Annotated in this window: 21 protein-coding genes; 18 read left to right on the forward strand and 3 right to left on the reverse strand. The window is 58.5% G+C overall.

What is annotated here, in order from left to right; genetic code table 11:
* The first annotated feature begins 32 nt into the window (after window positions 1-32).
* From ACR0AG_RS02200 to ACR0AG_RS02225, 6 genes are all read left to right on the forward strand, one after another.
* Window positions 33-1,757, forward strand: a complete 1,725-nt coding sequence (locus tag ACR0AG_RS02200) for a M28 family metallopeptidase (protein WP_480835996.1) — start codon at window positions 33-35, stop codon at window positions 1,755-1,757.
* Between the two features lie 123 nt (window positions 1,758-1,880).
* Window positions 1,881-2,522 carry a nitrile hydratase subunit alpha gene (gene nthA / locus ACR0AG_RS02205; protein WP_480835998.1) on the forward strand — a complete coding sequence of 214 codons (642 nt, stop codon included), beginning with the start codon at window positions 1,881-1,883 and terminating at the stop codon, window positions 2,520-2,522.
* Complete coding sequence (nthB, locus tag ACR0AG_RS02210) at window positions 2,522-3,175, forward strand: nitrile hydratase subunit beta (RefSeq protein ID WP_480836000.1); 654 nt, start codon at window positions 2,522-2,524, stop codon at window positions 3,173-3,175. The genes nthA and nthB overlap by 1 nt, the downstream gene beginning before the upstream one ends.
* A complete protein-coding gene (locus ACR0AG_RS02215; RefSeq protein WP_480836002.1) occupies window positions 3,165-3,533 on the forward strand; it encodes a nitrile hydratase accessory protein in 369 nt (122 codons plus the stop codon). Before nthB ends, ACR0AG_RS02215 begins: the two co-directional genes overlap by 11 nt.
* Window positions 3,523-4,488 (forward strand): Gfo/Idh/MocA family protein, encoded by a 966-nt coding sequence (locus ACR0AG_RS02220; protein ID WP_480836004.1) that lies wholly within the window; start codon window positions 3,523-3,525, stop codon window positions 4,486-4,488. Before ACR0AG_RS02215 ends, ACR0AG_RS02220 begins: the two co-directional genes overlap by 11 nt.
* Window positions 4,489-4,501: 13 nt before the next feature.
* Window positions 4,502-5,440, forward strand: a complete 939-nt coding sequence (locus tag ACR0AG_RS02225; protein WP_480836005.1) for an acetamidase/formamidase family protein — start codon at window positions 4,502-4,504, stop codon at window positions 5,438-5,440.
* A gap of 183 nt (window positions 5,441-5,623) precedes the next feature.
* Here the strand turns inward: ACR0AG_RS02225 and ACR0AG_RS02230 are convergent, their stop codons facing one another.
* On the reverse strand, window positions 5,624-6,673 hold the full coding sequence (locus tag ACR0AG_RS02230) for a LacI family DNA-binding transcriptional regulator (protein WP_480836007.1): 1,050 nt from the start codon (window positions 6,671-6,673) through the stop codon (window positions 5,624-5,626).
* Window positions 6,674-6,800: 127 nt separating this feature from the next.
* Between ACR0AG_RS02230 and ACR0AG_RS02235 the strand changes: the two genes are divergently transcribed.
* The 12 genes from ACR0AG_RS02235 to ACR0AG_RS02290 all read left to right on the forward strand — a co-directional run bounded on the left by ACR0AG_RS02235 (window position 6,801) and on the right by ACR0AG_RS02290 (window position 20,337).
* Window positions 6,801-8,306, forward strand: a complete 1,506-nt coding sequence (locus tag ACR0AG_RS02235) for a sugar ABC transporter ATP-binding protein (protein WP_480836009.1) — start codon at window positions 6,801-6,803, stop codon at window positions 8,304-8,306.
* 11 nt (window positions 8,307-8,317) lie between these two features.
* On the forward strand, window positions 8,318-9,337 hold the full coding sequence (locus ACR0AG_RS02240; protein WP_480836011.1) for an ABC transporter permease: 1,020 nt from the start codon (window positions 8,318-8,320) through the stop codon (window positions 9,335-9,337).
* Window positions 9,338-9,356: 19 nt separating this feature from the next.
* The gene (locus ACR0AG_RS02245; RefSeq protein ID WP_480836013.1) at window positions 9,357-10,403 is read left to right on the forward strand and encodes a substrate-binding domain-containing protein; all 1,047 of its coding nucleotides are present in this window, start codon (window positions 9,357-9,359) and stop codon (window positions 10,401-10,403) included.
* Between the two features lie 111 nt (window positions 10,404-10,514).
* Entirely contained in the window at window positions 10,515-11,276 is a 762-nt protein-coding gene (locus ACR0AG_RS02250; protein WP_480836015.1) for an ATP-binding cassette domain-containing protein, read from the forward strand.
* 11 nt (window positions 11,277-11,287) lie between these two features.
* Window positions 11,288-12,412, forward strand: coding sequence for an ABC transporter permease (locus ACR0AG_RS02255; RefSeq protein WP_480836017.1), 1,125 nt, complete (start codon window positions 11,288-11,290; stop codon window positions 12,410-12,412).
* 82 nt (window positions 12,413-12,494) lie between these two features.
* Window positions 12,495-13,646: a substrate-binding domain-containing protein gene (locus ACR0AG_RS02260; protein ID WP_480836019.1), complete on the forward strand. Its 1,152-nt coding sequence runs from the start codon at window positions 12,495-12,497 to the stop codon at window positions 13,644-13,646.
* Between the two features lie 74 nt (window positions 13,647-13,720).
* The gene (locus ACR0AG_RS02265) at window positions 13,721-14,683 is read left to right on the forward strand and encodes a YncE family protein (protein ID WP_480836020.1); all 963 of its coding nucleotides are present in this window, start codon (window positions 13,721-13,723) and stop codon (window positions 14,681-14,683) included.
* Window positions 14,680-15,684 carry a 4-hydroxythreonine-4-phosphate dehydrogenase PdxA gene (locus ACR0AG_RS02270; protein WP_480836022.1) on the forward strand — a complete coding sequence of 335 codons (1,005 nt, stop codon included), beginning with the start codon at window positions 14,680-14,682 and terminating at the stop codon, window positions 15,682-15,684. The genes ACR0AG_RS02265 and ACR0AG_RS02270 overlap by 4 nt, the downstream gene beginning before the upstream one ends.
* Before the next feature lie 10 nt (window positions 15,685-15,694).
* Complete coding sequence (locus ACR0AG_RS02275; RefSeq protein ID WP_480836023.1) at window positions 15,695-16,870, forward strand: L-rhamnonate dehydratase; 1,176 nt, start codon at window positions 15,695-15,697, stop codon at window positions 16,868-16,870.
* 3 nt (window positions 16,871-16,873) lie between these two features.
* Window positions 16,874-17,782: a dihydrodipicolinate synthase family protein gene (locus tag ACR0AG_RS02280; RefSeq protein WP_480836025.1), complete on the forward strand. Its 909-nt coding sequence runs from the start codon at window positions 16,874-16,876 to the stop codon at window positions 17,780-17,782.
* Window position 17,783: 1 nt separating this feature from the next.
* On the forward strand, window positions 17,784-19,286 hold the full coding sequence (locus ACR0AG_RS02285; protein ID WP_480836027.1) for an aldehyde dehydrogenase (NADP(+)): 1,503 nt from the start codon (window positions 17,784-17,786) through the stop codon (window positions 19,284-19,286).
* A 118-nt stretch (window positions 19,287-19,404) separates the two neighbouring features.
* Window positions 19,405-20,337: an SMP-30/gluconolactonase/LRE family protein gene (locus ACR0AG_RS02290; protein WP_480836029.1), complete on the forward strand. Its 933-nt coding sequence runs from the start codon at window positions 19,405-19,407 to the stop codon at window positions 20,335-20,337.
* 7 nt (window positions 20,338-20,344) lie between these two features.
* Here ACR0AG_RS02290 and ACR0AG_RS02295 read toward each other — a convergent pair whose 3' ends face one another.
* Complete coding sequence (locus ACR0AG_RS02295) at window positions 20,345-21,268, reverse strand: AEC family transporter (protein WP_480836030.1); 924 nt, start codon at window positions 21,266-21,268, stop codon at window positions 20,345-20,347.
* Window positions 21,269-21,302: 34 nt separating this feature from the next.
* Entirely contained in the window at window positions 21,303-22,205 is a 903-nt protein-coding gene (locus tag ACR0AG_RS02300; protein WP_480836032.1) for a LysR substrate-binding domain-containing protein, read from the reverse strand.
* Window positions 22,206-22,219 lie beyond the last annotated feature (14 nt).

Here is a 22,219-nt window from a genome sequence, read left to right on the forward strand (position 1 = left end):
GCGTTTCACTGAATAAAACACCGGAGAGTTCCATGACCCCCCAAGAAGCCGCATTGCTGGATCAAGTCACAACCGATGAACCCTGGGCTTTGGTCGAAAGCTTCGCAACGTTCAAGCGCGAGCATCCCGACGACGTCAATCGCGGTATGGATGAGGTTGTGGACCGGCTGACCAAACACGGGGTCGAAGTGAAGGTGCATGAACCGGATCTGTTCCTGAGCCTTCCGGGCGAAGCGCGGGTTGAGGCTGCGGGCGTCACCTATCGCGCCAAGCCGCCCGCCTTCAGCGCCAATGCGCCAGACGGGTTCAGCGGCCCGCTGGTCTATATCCACGGCACCACGAATATGGACGAGGAAGACGCCTTTGAAAGTCAGCTTGAGGCCGGACCCGAGATGGATGCCCGCGTTCGCGGCAAGATCGTTCTGACCGAAGGCTTTGCCAGCCCCGCCATCATCTCGCTTATGGAGGGATGCGGCGCAGTGGGGGTCATCGCGATCAACCCCGGCGTCGACATCCACTGGGGGATCTGTACGACGATCTGGGGCATTCCGGGTGCCAGCGATTTGCACCGCAAACCGACGATCCCTGCGGCAGCGGTGAACATGGAAAGTGGCAATGCGCTGATCGAAATTGCCAAAGCGGGGGGCGAGGCCACGATCTTTACCGAGATGGAAGAGGGGTGGTTCCGTTCAAAACTGCCCGAGGTCACCATTCCGGGGACCGAAGAGCCCGAGAAATACGTTCTGCTGCACGGCCATCTGGACAGTTGGGATGTCGGCGTCGGCGACAACGCCACAGGCGATGCCACGATGCTGGAGGTCGCGCGCGTGCTTTGGGCCAATCGCGACAAGCTGCGGCGCACGGTCAAAATCTGCTGGTGGCCAGGGCATTCGACGGGTCGCTATGCGGGATCCACATGGTATTCGGATAGTTTCGCGCTGGATCTTGATGAGAACTGTGTGGCGCAAGTGAATTGCGACAGCCCGGGATGTCGGTGGGCGACCGAATTCATCAACGTCTCGGTCATGTCCGAGGCGCATGATTTTCTGGCCGAGGTCATTCAGGATGTGGCGGGCAAAACGCTACATTCCGAACGACCACATCGGGCGGGGGATTATTCCTTCAACGATATCGGTATTTCCAGCTATCTGATGCTGTCTTCCGCCATGACAGACGCCCACCGAGAAGAGCTTGGCTATTATGCGGTCGGCGGCTGCGGCATGAACATCGCATGGCATACGGAAAACGACACGCTGGAGATCGCGGACAAAGATATTCTTTTGCGCGACATCAAGGTCTATCTGCTTGCCGTTTTCCGCAATGCTAACGCGGGCATTCTGCCAATGGACTGGCGCGCCACGGCAAGGGAGTTTCAGGCGACACTCGCCGACTATCAAACGCAGGCCGGCGCGTGTTTTGACCTGTCAGCTTCTGTGGCTGCTGTGAATGGCCTGCTGACAGACCTTGAAACGCTATATGAAGGCGCCAAAACCGGACGTATCCCGGAAGCCGCAGCCAATGCAGCCATCCAGGATCTGGCACGCATTCTGGTGCCGCTCAATTTCAATCGTTCGGACCGGTTCCGTCATGACCCGGCTCTGACCATTCCGCCGCTGCCTGCGCTTGAAGAGGCCACAAAGATCGCGGCACGGCCCGAGGCACTGCAAGGCTTTTCCAGAACGGAATTGGTGCGCGGTCAGAACCATGTCATTGCTGGTATTCGGCGAGCCAGAAAACGGATCGCGGCCGCTGTCTAGGTCTGGGGCCGGGTCCCATTGGATTTCGTCTGGCGGTATGATCCACCGGTGAAATACAATCGCACCGACAGAGGCGGGCCCGCGTAACCGCGCGGGTCCAACGCAAGAAGAGGAACTTCAAAAATGAACAAGTTTGATGGCGACGAAGCCGCCCGCGTGCATCGCCACCTTCATAGCCATATGCCCTCGGATCCTGCGTTGCGTGTCAAAGCCCTGGAAAGTCTTGTTGTTGAACGGGGCATGGTCGCGCCCGAGACGCTGGATGCCTGGGTCGAGGCATACTCGGAGCATATTGGACCCAAACGCGGCGCCCATGTCGTGGCACGTTCCTGGATCGATCCCGAGTTCCGTGCCCGGTTGTTGGACAACGCGTCCGAGGCGATCAAGGAATTTGGCTTTGAAGGTCACGCAACAGGTGACCTGATTGCGGTGGCCAATGGCCCGCAGGATCATAACATCGTGGTTTGCACGCTGTGCTCGTGCTATCCGTTTTCAATTCTTGGCATGTCGCCCGCGTGGTACAAATCCTCGGAATACAGAGCGCGCACCGTGCGTGAGCCGCGCAAGGTTCTGCAAGAGTTCGGTGTTGAGTTGACCGCGGAGGTCGCGGTTCATGTCTGGGACAGCACCGCGCTTCAGCGTTACATCGTGATACCCGAGCGCCCCGACGGCACGGACGGCTGGGACGAAGATGCGCTGGCTGCCATCGTCACCCGCAACTCGATGATTGGTACGCAGCGCAAGCTGAGTCTGGAGGCTGTTTGATGGATGGCATTCATGATCTTGGAGGCAAGCAGGGATATGGTCCGATCGCGGTCGATCATGAGGAACATGTGCAGCTTGAACCCTGGGAAGCGCGCATGTGGGCCGTTGCGCAAACCTGCAAGGCCAGCGATTGGACCACTGACTGGTGGCGCCACATTACGGAACGCATTGATCCGGCGGTCTATTTGAACATTCCGTATTTCGAAAAGTGGATGCTGACATATAGCACCGGCCTGATCACTTCGGATGTGGTTAGCGCGGAAGAGGTGATCGCGGGACACGCGGAGATACAGGGGTCGCCGCCAAGCGCCCAATCGGTTGCTGACGTGATGGAAGCCGTAAGAACCGGTGGGCGCGCTGCTGGATGGGCAGCGCCATCCGATCCTAAGTTCAATGTCGGTCAGGACATATGCACCAAGATGGATATTCAGGCCGATCACACAAGGCTGCCGGCCTATGCGCGTGGTCGAAAAGGGCGCGTCATTGCGCATCACGGAGCTGTGCCGCTGCCTGACCTGAACGCGAAGGGCGTTCTGCAACCGGAGCATCTCTATACCGTTGTCTTCACGGCACAAGAGCTTTGGGGACCGTCGAGCCCGGAAAACGATACGGTCCGTCTGGACCTTTGGGAAAGCTACTTTCATGCCGTTTGAAGCGAACCTGACCCCGCCGCCAAAGGGGTTTTCCGAAATCTGGCATGCTCAGGTCCTGGCAATGGCTGATACATTGACCAAAGCGGGCGTCTTTGAAGCAGAAGATTGGGCGCAGTATCTGGGGGCGGCGTTGAAAGCGGCAGAGGCACGCGGTGATCCGGATACCGAAGACACCTATTACCACTGCGCCCTGACCGCGCTTGAAAACCTGTGTCAGGACAAGGGCGGGCTGTCTGCGGGCAGTCTGTTGAAACGCAAAGACGCCTGGGTGCGTGCGTATACGACAACGCCGCATGGTGCCCCGGTCGTATTGGCCGATAGCGAAGACCCTGTGAAGAAAGACAGTCATGACCATTAACACGGCGATCATTGGCTTGGGCATCATGGGTCAGCGCATGCTTGAAAACATGATGAAACACCCGGCCTTCAACGTTTGCGCCATCTGGGACCCTGATCCCAAGGCCTGCGAGACGGCATTGGGCATGGCGCCCTCTGCCACACACGCCACCAGTGCCCTGGCCGCAATCGACGCCGCTGATCTGGTCTATTTGGCCTGTCCTCCGGCACCGCGCAAAGCCTATGCGCAAACCGCGGCGGCGTTGGGTAAAGCCGTGTTTTTGGAAAAACCGCTTGGCGTCGACGTATCTGAAAGCCGAGCTCTGGTCGAAGCCCTGACCAAAGCCAAAGTACCGTCTGCCGTGAATTTCGTTCAGGCCACGGGCGCTGCGTTGGGTGACACATGCGAGGCTGCCAAAACCGGCGCTATGGGCGAGCTTTTGGGGGTCGATATCATTGTGACGTATTCCCAGTGGCCCCGCGTATTGCAAAAAGCAGCGGATTGGCTGCGCTTCCGAGAGGAAGGCGGCATGACACGCGAAGTCATCTCGCATTTCCTGTTTTTCAGCGAGCGTATCCTTGGCCCGTTGGAACTGGTTTGGGCGCAGGCAGATTATCCGGCGCAGGAAGATTTATGTGAAACGCATGTAGCTGCACGATTGGTGAATGCCGACGGTTTGGTCGTGACACTTTTGGGCAGTGTTGGCGGCGCGCAACCGGACCGGCAGGAAGTGACGGTCAAAGGGGCAAAGTCCAGCCGTCGGATTTCTAATTTCTCGGAACTTTCGGCCTCTTCCGGTGAGGCGTTCGTACCGATTGGCGCGCAATCAAGCGATCCGCGGACGACCGCGCTTCAGGCGCAGCTTGATGATCTCGTCTTGTGCGTGCAGGGCAAGCCAAACCGGTTGGCCACCGTTGACGAGGCATTGCGGGTGCAGATGCTTGTGGAACATATCCTGGGCGCGCCCGTGAACTAGCAAAGAGGGATTTATGGCACATCCAATTCTGAAGGCTTCGCCCGATACCTGCCACTGGGGGTATTTCGACGCGGCGCTGCCGCCTGTCGTTACGATTTCCAGCGGCGATGAGATCACGATCGACACGATCTCGGGCAGTCCTCAAAACCTGCCCGGAGACGGGTTTCATGTTCCGCCCGAGCTGCTGGATTTACACGCCGCAGGGGTACCGGCCATGCCCGGGCATATTCTGACGGGTCCGGTCGCGGTGTCGGGCGCGATGCCGGGTGATGTGTTGCAGATCGACATACTGGACATCACATTGCGGCAGGATTGGGGGTTCAATTACCTGGGCCCTTTGAAGGGCACGCTACCGGATGATTTTCCGAACCCTCATCACACAATTATTCCCCTTGATGCAGAGCGCGGAGTTGCTGCGCTGCCTTGGGGGTTGGAGTTGGACCTTGCGCCTTTCTTTGGCGTGCTGGGTGTTGCACCACCACCGACATGGGGGCGCATTTCCACAATCGAACCGCGGGTGCATGGCGGCAATATCGACAACAAAGAACTTGTTGCCGGCACAACCCTCTACCTGCCGGTTCACACCGAAGGAGCGCTGTTTTCCTGTGGCGACGGTCACGGCGCGCAAGGGGACGGTGAGGTGTGTGTCACAGCGATTGAGACGGCATTGACAGGGCGTTTTCGACTGACCGTATTGAAGAATAGCGATCTGACCTATCCGCAGGCCGAGACCCCAACCCATTACATCACAATGGGCATGGATTCCGACCTTGATCGCTGCGCTGAGATGGCGTTGCGCGATATGATTGCGCTTGTCTCAAAACGGTCCGGGATCAGCCGAGAGAACGCATATATGCTGTGCAGCCTCGCCGGGGACTTGCGCATCACGCAAACGGTAAACCGCGAAAAAGGCGTGCATATGATGATGGCGAAACATCACGTTCAGCCATGATTTCTTCCAGGTCGCGATAAGAAACACCGTAACAAAAGGTAGACGGCGTGCGGTGTAATCTTCTTTGGAAAGTGTGCGTCTTGCTTGCGCATCGGTCGGACCTTGGGCTGGGGAAATCGCAGACGATTCCGTTCGGTCGATGCATCCCCAAACCTTGCGATGGAACCTGTTCAAACACTTGGATTACGCCGTCGCGGCGGGCTTTCTCACCGTGCTGCCGGGAATGAGCCGGAATCCGACATCCATGGTGGACTTGGCCGGTTCGCCGTTGATTTGAGCAAGCACCATTTCAGCGGCGATCTGGCCGATTTTCAGATGGGGCACAGCGATAGAGGTCAGCCGATAGGGTTGTATCGCCGCAATCGGCAGGTCGCCCCATCCTGCAATTCCGATATCGTTTGGCACGCTCAATCCGATTTTCTGGGCATATTGCAACCCGCCGATCGCCATATTGTCGTTTTGATAGAAGATGACTTCGACATCTCGGTGGGCCGCCAGAAGCTGTTCGGTGCCATAAAATCCAGTATAGAAACCTGGGGTGTCCTTGAGCAGTAATTGCTTTTCAAGGCGCCCGTTCGCGTCCTCGATCGCCTTGGCGTACCCGTTCAGCCGGGCAGTTGCGGCGTTGGCCACATCATGTGATGTGCCGACATAGCCAAATTTGCGATAGCCCATCCCGGTCAAATAGCGGCCCATGCTATAGCCGCTGTCAAAATGGTTCAGGCCTACGCACATATCCAGCGGGCTTGAGTTGAAGTCCCAGATCTCGACAAGCGGTATGCCCGCGCCGCGCAGCATCTGGATGGCTTTGGGGCTGTGCGACCGACCGGTGATGATCAGCCCGGCGGGTTGCCAGGACAGAACGGTTTCAACCCATTTTTCTTCGTGGTCGATCTCATGTTCGGTCAGACCCAGCACCGTTTGGTGGCCAAAGGCCCCCAGCTTGCGGTCGATCCCTTCCAGCACCTGGGCAAAGATTTCATTCCCCAGTTCAGGGATGCTGACACCCACAAAAGTGGATTTCTTATCCCCGGCAAATACGGTCGCCAAACGATTCGGCAGATAGCCCAGACGGTCGACTTCGGCCATGACCTTGGCGCGGGTTTTTTCGGAAAACCCTCCCTCGTCCCGCAAGACTCGGCTGGCCGTCATCTTTGAAACGCCCGCAGCCTTAGCAACCTCAGCAAGACTTACTTTGTTGTTTTTACTTATTTTATCAGGGTCACTGCTCATTTACGTTACGGGTAACTCTTTTTTATTGACATCCGCGTTGCCTGTGCGAATGCTAGCGCAACGTTACGGGTAACTCAATACGGTGTTGAGGAGCATCAGAGTCATCCAATCATAGGAGGAGGCCGCTGTGCCCGGCACTGCGCAAAACAATTTGTTCTTCGACGGGATAAAGAAGCATTTTGGAGGCACCTATGCCTTGCGCGATGTTTCTTTGAACATCGAGCGCGGCGAAATCGTTGCCTTGCTGGGCGAAAACGGGGCAGGCAAATCTACGCTGATCAAAATTCTGGGTGGTATCCACAAAGCGGATGAAGGGCGCGTTCTGATCGACGGTCACCCCTATGAACATCGCCCCGGCGGGTTTGGCGAGCGTCAGTCGGTGGCGTTCATCCACCAGGACCTTGGCATGATCGAATGGATGACGGTTGCCGAAAACATCGCTCTGGCCCTTGGGTACTCGCGCAAAAGCGGGCTGATCAACTGGAAGTCGGTCGAAAGCTTTGCGCAGGATGCGTTGGATAAGGTCGGGTGTGAATTCGACCCCACGACACGGGTTCAGGATTTGTCGCGTACCGAGAAATCGCTGGTGGCCATCGCGCGGGCTTTGGCCGTGGATTGCGATTTTCTGGTTCTCGATGAACCGACCGCGTCTCTGCCTGCCGATGAGGTGGAGCGGTTGTTCGAAGCGTTGCGCCCGCTCAAGGAACAGGGCGTGGGTATGATTTACGTCTCGCATCGGCTGGATGAGATTTTCCAGATTGCCGACCGCGTCGCGGTGCTGCGCGATGGCGAGATGGTGGGCCTGCGCAGCATCGATCACACAACGCCCGAGGAACTGGTCTATATGATTGTTGGCCGCAAGACGCGGCAGGTCACCAAGCCGGAAACGCCACCGGGTGACATCATCGTGGATGTGTCTGGCCTGAACATGGAGGCTGCGAATAGCGTCAGCTTTCAACTGCGAGCGAATGAAATCGTGGGCCTTGTGGGCTTGCGCGGGGCCGGGCACGAGAATGTCTCGCGCGCGCTGTTTGGGGCCGAGCCTTTCTCGGGTCAGGTCAAACTGCATGGCGAACAGCCGGATTTGAGCTCGCCGCAGACGGCGATGACCTCGGGTATTGGCCTGGTCGCGCGCGACCGGACCGAGGAATCGGTGGCGATGTCGCTGAGCATTCGGGAAAACACCTTTCTGAATCCCGCCGCAATCGGACGGTCGCTGTTGTCCTTCATGAGCCACCGCACCGAGACCGAGCAAGCCGCCCGGATCGGCGAGGATGTCGCGCTGTCGCCCAATGATCAAAGCATGGCCATCGAAAGCCTGTCGGGCGGCAATCAGCAGAAGGTCGTCATCGGGCGCTGGCTGGAAACAAGCCGGAAACTGTTGATCTGCGAAGACCCAACCGCGGGTGTGGATGTGGGTGCCAAGGCCGAGATCTACGCGCTTTTGAATCGAGCGATGGAAGAGGGCGTCGGGATCATCGTTGTGTCGACCGATTTCGAAGAGGTCGCCGCCATCTGCCACCGCGCCATTGTCTTCAGTCAGGGTCAGATTGTCCGGGAACTGACCGGCACGGAACTGACCACGGAAAACCTCATACAGGCCGCTTCGGCCTCGAACGCCGTTGCGAGCTAGGGAATACGAACATGCAATCGCTTGAATCCAATGCGCTGGAACCCACCAAGGCCGAACTTAAGGGCGCCCCGCTGAGAACACGTATCCTGCGGTTTCTGCCAGTCTATGGGCTGGTGTTGCTGACTGCGTTTCTGATCATTCTGTTTTCGATCCTGTTGCCCAATACCTTTCCGACGATGCTGAATCTGCGGGCCATCATCTCGGACAAGGCGATCATTGCCCTGCTGTCGCTGGGTGCGATGATCCCGATGGCAGCGGGCCGCATCGACCTGACGGTGGGCTATGGGATCGTGCTGTGGCACATTCTGGCGATCTCTTTGCAGACGCTTTACGGCATCCCATGGCCGATTGCCGTTGCGATTGTCCTTTCGCTGGGTCTGTTGACCGGGTTCCTGAACGGGTTGCTGGTTGAGGTCGCCAAGATTGACAGCTTCATTGCCACGTTGGGGACAGGAACCGTGCTTTATGCGCTGGCGTTGTGGCACACGGGTGGCCGTCAGATGGTTGGGGCACTGCCCGACAGTTTCTACGCCATCAACGGCACCTTTGTCTTTGGTCTGCCAATCACCGGGTTTTATGTGCTGGGGATCACGGTCGCGATGTGGCTGATCCTGGAATACACGCCTGTTGGTCGGTACCTCTATGCGATTGGCGCCAACCAGCGCGCGGCGCAGCTGAACGGTATTCCAACGCGTAAATTCGTCATCGGCGCATTTATGTCATCGGGGCTGATCACCGCCTTTGCCGGGGTTCTGCTGGCGTCGAAACTGCGGATCGGCCAGGCGTCGGTCGGTCTTGAATTCCTGTTGCCTGCTTTGGTCGGGGCCTTTTTGGGGTCCACCACAATCAAGCCGGGACGCGTGAATGTTTGGGGAACAGTCGTGGGTGTCGCGATCCTGGCTGTTGGTATCTCGGGCATTCAGCAATTCGGTGGATCCTTCTGGGTCGAGCCGATGTTCAACGGTGTCACGCTTCTGATCGCAATCGGTATTGCCGGTTACGCGCAGCGGCGCAAAGGCGCCAACAAGTAAAAGCATAAGGGAGGAGATTATGCTGAAACGGACGTTCATGGCGGTATCCGCCGCTGCCCTTCTGACCGGTCTGGGTGTGCCAGTGATGGCCGAGACCGCCTTTGATGGGCCAACCACTGGTCCCAAAGCCGCCGAGGGCAAATCCATCGTGGTCGTGGCCGCCGACCTGAAAAACGGCGGCATTCTGGGTGTGACCAACGGCGTGGAAGAGGCCGTGGATACCATCGGCTGGGAAGTGCGCGTGCTGGACGGCGCGGGCTCGATCCAGGGTCGGACCGGGGCGATTGGTCAGGCGCTGGCCTTGCAGCCCGACGGGGTCATCATCAACGGCTTTGACGCGGTGGAACAGCAGGCCGCGCTGGAGGGCATCGTGGCTGCGGGTATTCCGATTGTTGCGTGGCATTCCGGCCCCAAGATCGGCTGCGATGCGCCGGGCGGCATATTCGCCAATGTCTCGACCGATGCGATGACCGTGTCCGAGGTGGCCGCCGAATGGGCGATGGAGGATGGCGGTGATGGCGTGGGTGCGATCATTTTTACCGACTCGACCTATCAGATCGCCATCGACAAAGCCGACCGGATCAAGGAAACCATCGAGGCCGCGGGTGGCACCGTGCTGGAATATGTCGACACGCCCATCGCCGATACTTCGGCCCGGATGGGGCCGCTGACCACCAGCCTGTTGCAGAAATATGGCGATCAGTGGACCCATGCTTTGGCGATCAACGATCTCTATTTCGACTTCATGGGCCCTGCACTGGCCGCCGCTGGTATCTCGTCCGATGATGGGCCGCAGGCGGGTTCGGCTGGGGACGGGTCCGAGGCCGCGTTCCAGCGTATTCGCAGTGGCAACTATCAGACCATCACCGTGGCCGAACCGCTGAACCTGCAAGGCTGGCAACTGGTGGATGAGCTGAACCGCGCCATCCAAGGCGAGGCCTGCTCGGGCTATATCACCTCGCCGGCGCTGGTGACCGAGGCCGGGCTGGCCAAGCTGGGCGACAGCAACCAGTTCGACCCCGATAGCCCATATCGCGCGGCTTATTCAAAAATCTGGGGCAAGTAACCCCACGGGCGGCCCCGGTTTCGGGGTCGCCACCAACCGGGACGACACAGCGCAAATGCAGCAAGCGGTCTTTTGACCGCCATGGCGGAGCTTTGCGCAGAGGAGGAAACCATGAGCGACACGCCATTGGTTGAAATGCAAGGAATAACAAAGCGCTTCGGCGGTGTGACCGCGCTGCAGGATGTGGATCTGACCGCCTATGCCGGCGAAGTTCTGGCCATTGTCGGGGACAACGGCGCTGGAAAATCGACGCTGATCAAGATCCTGACCGGGGTCTATCAGCCCACCGAAGGTCGGATCCTGATGGACGGGCAACCGTTGGAAATGGCCAGCCATTCGGATGCAATCGCCAACGGGATTGATGCGGTCTATCAGACGCTGGCGCTGGCCGATCACCTGTCACCGGCTGCGAATATGTTTTTGGGAAATGAGCTGACCAAAAGCTTTATGGGCATGCCGTTTCTGGACAACAAACGCATGAAGAACGAGGCCGCACGCGTGCTGGAAGAACGTCTTGGTGTGCGCCTGCGGTCGATGGATGTGATGACCGAAAGCCTGTCTGGCGGTCAGCGGCAGGCGGTGGCAATCTCGCGCGCTGTTTATCACGATGATTTGCGTCTGCTGGTGATGGATGAGCCCACTGCGGCGCTTGGTCCGCAGGAAACCGCTCGGACGCTGAAACTGATCAAGGCGCTGCGCGAACAGGGGTTGGCGGTGATCCTGATCTCGCACTCGCTGGATGATGTGTTCGAAGTGTCGGACCGCATCCATGTGCAACGCCGTGGTCGTGCCGTGGGTGTTGTGAAAACTGCGGAAAGTTCCGTTCAAGACGTTCTGGGCCTCATCGTGGGTGCCCAGGATGCGGCTGCGTGAGGAGAGAACAGATGTCTGCAACAACCGCGCACCCCGAAAGAACCATCATGGACCGGCTGGAGCCTTATCTGGCCTTTATCGGCCCCATGGTGATGATCCTTGCGATCCTGATCTTCATGGGCATCGCCGAACCAACGCGGTATTTCCGCCTGACCAACCTGAACCTGATCCTGCTGGATGCTGCGCTTTACATGCCGATGGCCATGGCGATGACCTTTGTCATCACCCAGCGGGGGATTGACCTGTCGATTGGCTCGGTCGCGGCGCTGTCGGCTATTCTGATGGCCTTTCTGGTCAAGCAATACGGTTTTCCGGCCTGGATCGCCGTACCGCTGGCCATTCTGATGGGCGCGATCATGGGTCTGATCAACGGTCTGGTCATCACCCGGTTCAAGGTGCCGGACCTGATCGGAACGCTGGCCATGGACCTTGTCTATCGCGGTCTTGCGCTGGTGATCGCTAAGGGTCTGGTGCTGGCACGTTTCCCCGATCTGATCACCGAGATCGGGCGCGGCCAGATTCCCGGCTTCATCCCGGTGCCGGTTGTGCTGGGCCTGCTTACCATGGCCATAGGCTATGTCGTGCTGACCCGCACTTATTTCGGGCGCTACACCATCGCCATAGGTTCAAACCCCGAGGCCAGTGAGATGACCGGTGTCGCGGTCGACCGTCACAAGATCTATGCCTATGTGTTGATGGGCGCTGCGGCGGCGATGGCCGGTGTCATGTTGACTGGCAAGCTGAACGCCATTCAGGCGACCTCGGCCCCTTACTTCAACCTGCATGTCATTGCGGCGGTGGTTGTGGGCGGTACGTCGCTGTTTGGTGGCCGCGCCTCGATGCTGGGGTCGCTGGCTGGTGTGCTGCTGCTGTCGATGATGATCAACGCGTTGGTGACCTTGCGGATCGAGTTCTTCTGGCAATCCGTCGCCTCGGGCGTGGTGATCGTCAGTTCGGTCGCTTTGTACACATGGATGCAAAAGAAGGACCGGGACGGTGCGCATGGCCTGCTGTCTGCGCTGCGCAGCAAAGAAGCCCAAAAGCTGATCCGGTTTTCAGCCGCGCTGATCGGCGCCCTGATCCTGTTGCTGGCCCTTGGGGCGGGACTGGCAACCGAGCCTGCGCCGAGTGGCTAAGGCAATAAAGATGGTGCGCCGGGGGGTAGGAGCCCCGGCACACCTGCAAGACCCCACTTATTCGCGAAAGGGAGGACTTACCGTGAAACAATTGAACAAAGCACTACTGACAACAAGCGCGTTTTGCCTGTGTGCCGCAGCGGCTTTTGCAGACGGCCATGGAAAATTGCCGCTGAAAGAACTGCCGGGCATAGCAGATCGCGACTATTGGGTGCCGGGCGAGGTAAATGCCGATGGCAAGCTTGAGGCGCTGCAAGCCACAACCGGGGCTGCGGCCGTCAAGTATGAGGGTACGCAGGACGGACCCTTGCAGATCGCGCTGATTTATCCGTCGGCAGATACCTCGGATTTCTGGGCACGCAACTATCTGGCGATGACCAAACGTCTGGACGAGCTTGGGATCGAATATGAAACCACCGAGTTCGCCAGCCGTCAGATCGAACACAGCCTGCAATCGACCTATGCCAATCAGGTGGTTCAGGATGCGGACCTGTATGATTTCGTGATCTTCGGGCCGTCCGAGCTGGCGATTCAGGCCGACAATATCGACAAGATGGCAGGCAATGACGGCTTTGCCACCTTTGTCTGGGCTTTCCACACGCCGCCCAAGGACCTGGCCAACCAACCCGATGCGTGGTTCGATTTCAGCTCGGCCGCCGGTGCGCTGACCATGTGCGACTACATGCTGGAACGGCTGGGCAATGATGTGACCATGGCGATGAACCGCGGCATTCCGGGCATCACCGACGATCAACGCTCGGGCGATTTCAAAGCCTGCGTCGAAGAGAAGGGCAACTGGACCACCGTTTACGAGCATTATGGTGAGTATCAGCGCGAAGGCGGGTTTGAAGGCACCAGCCTGATCCTGCAGGCGTACCCCGAGGCCACCATCATCCACAACGCCAACACCGCGATGGCCATGGGCTCGGTCGAGGCGCAGGTCGCGGTCGGCAAGGAAAAAGACGTGTTCTCAACCGGTTGGGGTGGAACCGGTCTGGAACTGGACGCCATTCGCCGGGGTGAGTTGGACGCAACCCCTATGCGCATGGGTGACGACGTGGGTGCGGCCACGGCCGAAGCGATCAAGGCACATCTTGAGGGCCGTCAGGACGAATTGCCCTTTGTCTTCCTGGGCCGGATCACGGTTGCCCATGATCAGATGAGCGCGGATGAACTGAATGCTCTGGAACAGGAAGCCTTCCGTTTCTCGGGCGTTGGCGCATTGGAACGCTAAGAAAATGATCTGTGGCCGGTTGGTGGGCAACCGGCCACAGATGAACGAACAGACCAAAGAAGGAGGGAGATTGCATGGCGCAATCCATGATGTTGATAGAAAAGTGCAGCCATTGCGTAAGCTGGTATGACATCGAGACAGGCGCCTTGCAGGGGCGTCTGGATTTGCCGCACTTCCCCCATGAATTCGTGGTCGATGATGAGTTTCACTATGCCTATGTCGGCCATTACGGCGTGCAGAACTCAGGCATCGACGGTACCGATGGCCGGTCGGTCATCGTGATCGATATCCGCAAGCAGAAGATAGTGCATACCTATGATCTGGGCGAACATGCGCGCCCGCATGGCATCGGGTTGGACGGGCAGGGGCGCCTATATGTGCTGTCGGAATGGACCGGGCATCTGGTGGTCAAGGAAAACCCTCGCGCCTTTGATCAGGGCTGGGATCACATCACACCCACCGGCGGCACCAAGTGTCATCTGTTTGCGCTGACCAAAGACGGGCACACGGCCTATTCGATGAACCTGACCTCGGGCGATGTGACGGTGTTCAACCCATATGACGCGTCGGTTGCGCCGATCTCGATCAAGACCGGGCAAAAGCCCGAGGGGCGGTGCCTGCGCGAAGATGTTCGCACTCTTTATACCTCGCAGCGCATTTCGAACACGGTGGCGGTGATCAACACTGACACGCTTGAGATTGAGCGCACCTTTCCAACGCCGAACGATCCCTGCCGCATCTATTATGACGAAAAACGCAACCGGCTGGTGACGATGAACCATCTCGGCGGCTCATTCTCGGTCTTCGATGAGGCAACGGGTGAGATGCTGCACGAACAGATAACCCCGGCAAACCCGCTGGCGCTGTGTATCGATGATGAGGCTGCTTTCGCCTATATCGCCATCGATTGTGAGCAGGTGCAGCGCTTCAATCTGGATACGTTCGAGGTGGTGCAAACCTTTGATACAGGCAAGGAACCGGACGTGATGGTCATCCTGCCCGACGGATTTTCCAAACACTGGGAGAATGTTGCATGACCAAACCCCGTATTGCCATCGTCTCCGGCGACCCGTCGGGGATCGGGCCGGAACTGATCGCCAAACTGCTCAATCAGGAGGGCGTGCAGGACGCAGCCGATATTGTGCTGGTGGGCGACAGCCACCTGTGGCAGCGCGGCGCGGAACAGGCCGAACTGAAGGTACCGCTAAACACTGTGTCCGAGGTGGCGGACCAACCCGGCCTAAGCCATCTGAACCTTGACACTATCGCGCCCGAAGATGTGCAGATCGCTGAGGTCACGGTCGAAGGCGGCACCACATCGCTGCGCTGTCTGGACAAGGCGATGGATCTGGCCATGGCGGGGCAGGTGGACGGCATCCTGTTTGGTCCGTTCAACAAGGCCGCCATGACCGCCGCGGGCCTGAATGCTGAAGACGAACACCGCTATATGGCGCGGTATATGGGGCATACCGGATATCACTCGGAACTGAATGTTCTGGATGAGCTGATGACAACCCGCGTGACCTCTCATATCGGGCTGAAAGATGTGGCGGCCAATATCACCGAAGAGGGGATATTGAAGGCGGTCAATTTGGCGAATGACACCTTGCGCAAGGCTGGCAATACGCGCCCGAACATCGCGGTGGCAGCGCTGAACCCCCATGCCGGAGACAATGGCAAGTTTGGCCGGGAAGAGATCGACATTCTGGAACCCGCCGTGCGCAAGGCGCAGCAGAAACAGATGAATGTGACCGGCCCGTGGCCCTCGGACACTGTGTTTCTTAAGGCGCAGCGGGGCGAGGTCGATGCGGTTGTGACCATGTATCACGATCAGGGCCAGATCGCGATCAAGCTGATGGGGTTTGAACGCGGCGTGACCGTTGCAGGTGGCCTGCCCATCCCGGTCGCAACCCCTGCCCATGGCACCGCCTTTGATATTGCCGGACAGAACAAGGCCAATCCGGGCGCAACGCGGCAGGCGTTTGACCTGCTGGTGCGCATGGCCAAAACACATCGCGCTGATCGCGGCGCGGATTGAGAGGATAAAGATGACCAAGATTAAATCCGTGCGCACCCGCGTCTGGAACTGGACCGGGCCGACCGTACCGCCCACCGGCAATTTCTGTACCAACGCGTCGGACGCGCTGTATGAGAAAGGCGACGCCATGTCGTCCTTTCGGTTCCATCAATGGCTGACCTGCGAGATCGAAACGGAAGACGGCACTGTGGGCATCGGCAACGCGGCCCTTGCACCGTCGGTTGTCAAAGCCGCCATTGACGAATGGTTTGCCCCGCTGGTGATCGGCGAGGACCCGTTCGACTATGCCTATCTGTGGGAAAAGATGTACCGCCGCAGCCATGCGTGGGGCCGCAAAGGGATCGGGATGATCGCGATCTCGGCCGTTGATCTGGCGATCTGGGATCTGATGGGCAAACTGGCGGGTAAGCCGGTGTTCAAACTGCTGGGCGGTCGCACCAAGGAGAAGATACCGGTTTATTACTCCAAACTCTATTCCGGCCCCATCGACATGATGCAGGCCGAGGCGGCTGAGGCGCAAAAGAATGGCTATTCCGCCTATAAGATGCGGTTCGGTTGGGGGCCAAAGGACGGCATGGCGGGCATGCGCGAAAACCTCAAACGGGTCGAGGCGGTGCGTGAGGTCATCGGCTATGACGTTGATCTTATGGTCGAATGCTACATGGGCTGGAATTTGGACTACACCAAGCGGATGCTGCCCAAGCTGGTCAAATACGAACCCCGATGGCTGGAAGAACCAGTGATCGCCGACGATGTGGAAGGGTATTGTGAACTCAACGCGATGAATATCATCCCGATCTCGGGTGGTGAGCATGAATTCTCGATCATCGGCTGCAAGGATCTGATTGAGAAAAAGGCCGTCAGCGTCCTGCAATATGACACCAACCGGGTGGGCGGCATCACTGCGGCGCAAAAGATCAACGCCATTGCCGAGGCGCATCAGATCCCCGTCATCCCGCATGCCGGGCAGATGCACAATTATCATCTGACCATGGCCAACGCGAACTGCATGATCAGCGAATACTTCCCGGTCTTCGATGTCGAGGTCGGCAATGAGCTGTTCTATTACATCTTCGAAGGTGATCCCGAAGCGGTGGACGGATTCCTTGATCTGGATGACCATAAGCCCGGTCTGGGGATTGAGATCACAGACAAATACCTGAAACACTTTGAGATTATGGAGTAGCCCATGAGCTATACCGGTATCTGGCCTGTTGCACCGACGCCGTTCCACGATGACGGGACGCTTGATCTGGAGGGGATGAAACGTGTTCTGGATTGCCTGATCGATCAGGGCGCGGACGGTATTTGCGTGCTCGCCAATTTCTCGGAACAGTTCCTGATCTCGGATGAGGAACGCGCAATTTTGACCCGGCTTAGTTTGGAGCATGTGGCCGGACGTGTTCCGATGATCGTGACGATCAGCCATTTCGCCACCCAAATCGCAGTGGAGCGCGCGCAGTTCGCTAAGGATCTGGGCGCCGATATCGTGATGATGATGCCGCCCTATCACGGGGCATTGCTGAAGGGGAACGCGCAGCAGACCTATGATCAGTTCGCCGCCGTGGGCAAGGTCGGCATCCCCATCATGGTGCAGGACGCGCCCTTGTCTGGTGTCGATCTGCCGGTTCCGCTGCTGGTGCGCATGGCGCAAGAGATCGAGATGGTGAAACTGTTCAAGATCGAATGCCCTCGCGCTGCCAACAAGCTGCGGACGCTGATTGCCGAAGGGGGCGATGCCATTGAAGCCCCGTTCGATGGTGAGGAGGCGATTACCTTGCTGGCCGATCTGGATGCTGGCTGTACCGGGTCAATGACCTCGGGCATGATTGTCGATCAGATCAAGCCGGTGATCACCCACCACCATGCCGGGCGCATGGACGAGGCGACCGCCGCCTATGGGCGGGTTGCGATGGTGATCAATCACGAAAACCGCCAATGCGGCTGGCAATCCTGCAAGGCTGCGATGGTCGAAGGGGGGGTGATCGGATCCGAGTTCTGCCGTCATCCAATTGATCCGCTGCAACCGGCCATTCGCGACCGTTTGATAGACCTTTTGAAACCGCTGGACCCGATGGTCCTGAATTGGGGAAAATAACATGATCCTTGGACAAAACCTGATCGATGGCCGCTGGGTCGGATCAGACAGCCTGCGTGCATCAGACGATCTTGAGGGGCAGAGCTTTGCCCAGGCAACGGCTGCTCAGGTGGATGAAGCCTGCCGCGCCGCGCGCCGCGACTTTCGCGCCTATTCGGGCAAATCGCGGGCCGATCGCGCCGCGTTTCTGCGCACGATTGCGGACCAGATCGATGTGCTGGGTGATGAGATCACAACGACAGGCATGGCCGAGTCCGGCCTACCCGAAGCGAGACTGGTGGGCGAGCGTGGACGCACCACCGGGCAGCTGCGTATGTTCGCCGATCTGATCGAAGAGGCCGGATATCTGGATATCCGCAAAGATGGCGCGCTTCCTGACAGGACGCCACTCCCCCGTCCTGATCTGCGCCTGACGCACAAAGCCATCGGCCCTGTGGCCGTCTTTGGTGCGTCGAACTTCCCGCTCGCCTTTTCCACGGCGGGCGGGGATACCGCGTCGGCTTTGGCTGCCGGGTGCCCGGTGATCGTCAAGGGCCATAGTGCCCACGCAGGCACCGCCGAACTGGTCGCGCAGGCCATCGCCCGGGCCATCGAGATCTGTGGCATGCCCATGGGCACCTTCCAGATGGTGCAGGGATCCGGGCGTGAGGTTGGTTCGGCTCTGGTGCAGCACCCGGAAATCTCAGCTGTTGGTTTTACCGGATCGCTTGCGGGGGGCAGGGCGCTCTATGATCTGTGCCATGCGCGCCCGCAACCGATCCCGTTCTATGGCGAGTTGGGTTCGGTCAATCCAATGTTTTGCCTGCCCGAGGCAATGACTGCACGCGCATCTGAGATCGGCGCAGGCTGGGCCGCGTCGCTGACCATGGGGGCCGGGCAGTTCTGCACCAATCCCGGCGTTGCGGTCATGCTGAAAGGTCCCGAGGCGGACGCGCTGGAAGCCGCCTGTGTCGGCGCACTGAACCAAACCGCCGAGCAGAAGATGCTAACCGATGGCATCCACGAGGCTTATGAGCAGGGTGTGCGCGATTTCCGCGAATTGATGACCGAGGTCACATCCTGCAGCGCGGCCACCGGCAAACGCGCGGCCATGCCCGCACTGTTCAAGGTCAGCGCGTCCGAGTGGATGGAAACCCCCAAGCTGCAGCATGAGGTTTTTGGCGCGGCAGGCATAATCGTTCTGTGCGAAGACACCGATCAGATGGCCGCCCTTGCCGAAGGGTTGGAAGGCCAATTGACCCTGACCCTGCATATGGATGACAGCGATACCCCATTGGCGCAGGGCCTGATGCCGATCTTGGAAGAAAAAGCCGGTCGTTTGCTGGTCAACGGCTTCCCGACGGGGGTCGAGGTCTGTTCGGCCATGATGCATGGCGGGCCATACCCGGCCAGCACCGATGTCCGCGCGACGTCTGTCGGCACTCTGGGCATCGCGCGCTGGCTGCGTCCGGTCAGTTATCAGAACATACCCCCAGCGCTGCTGCCGGACGAATTGAAAGACTGATGCCCATCTGCGGCGTCCTGCCCTCGAACCATGTCAGGCCATCTGTGGCCTGACCCCAAACCATCGCAAATCCGTAGATATTTTGCGGTGGTTATAAGACTGACAAAGGAGCAAATGCATGTATGGCGTTCTGGACGGCACCGGCTTTGAAGTCATAGAAAAAGAGTTTGAGGCCTGCTTCATCGGCCACGCGCGGATCGAGCGATTGTGGACTGGTGCGCGTTGGTCTGAGGGCCCCGCCTGGTTTGCATCGGGGCGCTATCTGGTTTGGTCCGACATTCCCAACAACCGTCTGATGCGCTGGGATGACACTGACGGTTCCGTCTCGGTGTTTCGCCAGCCATCGAACAATGCCAATGGTAACACAGTGGACCGGCAGGGGCGTTTGGTATCGTGCGAGCATCTGACACGGCGTGTCACCCGGACCGAGCATGATGGATCCATCACCGTTCTGGCCGACGCATGGCAGGGAAAGCGCCTAAATTCCCCCAATGACGTCGTGGTCAAATCGGACGGTTCGATCTGGTTCACCGACCCAGCTTACGGGATCATGATGGACTACGAAGGTGAGCGTGCCGAAAGCGAGATCGGCGCCTGCCATGTATATCGCGTGGACCCTGCATCGGGCGAGGTAACAGCGGTTGCAACCGATTTTGTCAAACCCAACGGTCTGGCCTTTTCCCCCGATGAGAGCACTCTTTATGTCTCTGATACCGGTGTCACCCATGATCCCGACGGCCCGGCGCATATTCGCAGGTTTACCGTGTCAAGCGACGGAAAAACCCTGACAAGGGGCGAGGTCTTTGCGACCTGCTCTGCCGGATTGTTTGACGGTTTCCGACCGGACCTGGAGGGCCGTATCTGGAGCTCGGCTGCCGATGGTATTCATTGCCTTAACCCGCAAGGCGTGCTGATCGGCAAGGTGCATATCCCCGAGATGGTCGGAAATGTGTGTTTTGGAGGGGCCAAATTGAACCGACTGTTTGCTGCGGGAACCAGTAGCCTTTACGCGATCTATCTGAATGTTAACGGTGTCTCTCCCGTTCAATAACGGGTTCTCATCCAATGATCGCGATCAGGATTGGCAATGTGAGTGCAGAAAATGCGGTGCCAAAAAACACGGCCCGTGCGGCGAGCTGCACGCTGATGTTTTCGGCCCGGGCCATCACATAAACATTGGCTGCGGGGGGCAGGCTGCCCATGATGATCGCTGTAGCAATCCAGATGGGATCAAACCCGCCAAAGATCATGAACATCCCGGCCACGAGCAATGGGTGCAGGATAAGTTTGCCGATGAGACAAAGGCTCAGCGGAAGCTCAAGATGATTTGCCTTGCGCCGCGACAGGGTCAAACCCAGCGAAAACAGCGCTGCGGGGGCGGCTGCGTGACGAAAACCGTCAAGTGGCGCATTGATAAATTCAGGCATGGTCAACCCGCTGACTGCAAACGCAAGACCGGCCAGGGTTGCCAGAATAAACGGGTGCTGGATCACCTTCTGCAATGACACGAGGACCTCTCGAAGCGAGAACCCCTCGGACCGGATTGCGGCGGGCCAGATGGTGAAGATCAGTAAAACGTCTGCGCAGAAGATAAACGCTGCCGGGGCACCTGCGGTTGGACCAAGAACAGCAACGGTCAATGTCGGGCCCATGTACCCGATGTTGGAGTAACTGGCGGACAGGCCGTAAACGGCGGGGTGCTCACCAGCCTTGGTAAATCGTGCGACGCCCCAGCCGAACAGGAACATGAGCCCTGTCGCTGCTGTGGTGAGCGTCAGGAATCCGAGAATGTTGGACGTGTCGGACGGAAGCATACGGACTGATTGAAACAGCAAGGCCGGAAGCGCGATGTAGAACACAAAGGCATCCAACCACTTCTGTCCCTCGGCCGAATGCCTGAGCAGTTTCTCGGCGACAAAGCCTGCGAGAATATAGATGAAAAAGGGCGCGACGAGCCCGAGGCCAACAATCATTGACAGCATTGGTTACAAGAAAACCGGCTGACTGCAAGCGTTGTCAGAAGGCGGGCTTGGGTGACAGGAAAGAAGACGTGAAATAGTCGCGTAACACCCGGGTCGCATCAGACAAATGCGCCTGTTTGCGAAATGCCATCCCGACATCCATGGTCGGGATGGTGACGCTGGTCTGCACGGTTTCGATCCGTCGACCTTCCAGCGACCAGGGGCGGTAAACCATGTCAGACAGGATTGTCACGCCGTGGCCATTGGCAACCATGGACCGCGCGGCTTCGACCGACGAGGTTCGCAGTTTCACATCAGGGGTGCAGTCATTGGCATTCCAGTATTTCATACTGGTATGGGCCGCTTCGTCGACGGTCAGCATGATGTAGGGTTCACGTGCGATATCCTGCAACGCCACCCTGTCCTGATCGCCCAGCGGGTGGCCTGCGGGGACCCATAGCCTGCGTTGTGATTTGAGCAGTGTCACCGTCTCGACCATCGCGTTTTGAATATTCGAGGTCAGCGCCACAGCCATATCGATCTGACCGGATTGCAACTGCTGTTCGATGCTTTGTCGGTTCAGCTCGACAATCTGTATGTCGAGCCCGGGGTAAAGCTGGTTCAGGCGACCCAGATGATAGGGCAGGAAATACCCGATCACCGTGTATGTCGCGGCCATTCTGATCACACCAGAGATGTTCGAATCCCGTTGATCAAGAACATGCGCCGCATCCAACCTTTCCAGTATGTCCCGTGCTGATTGCAGGAATTGCTGCCCGGCCTCTGTCATCTCCATCCCTTGTGCGCGACGGACGAACAAGGTTGCGCCAAGAATAGCCTCAAGTTCGCGTATTGCGCTGGTGACGGCGGATTGAGAGATCGACAAAAGCTTGGCCGCGCGACTGACCTGCCCCGTTTCAGCCGTGGCGACGAAATACTTCAAGTGCTTGAAATTCATCGCAAGACCATCCT

The sequence above is a fragment of the Ruegeria sp. H6 genome, from assembly GCF_056532975.1.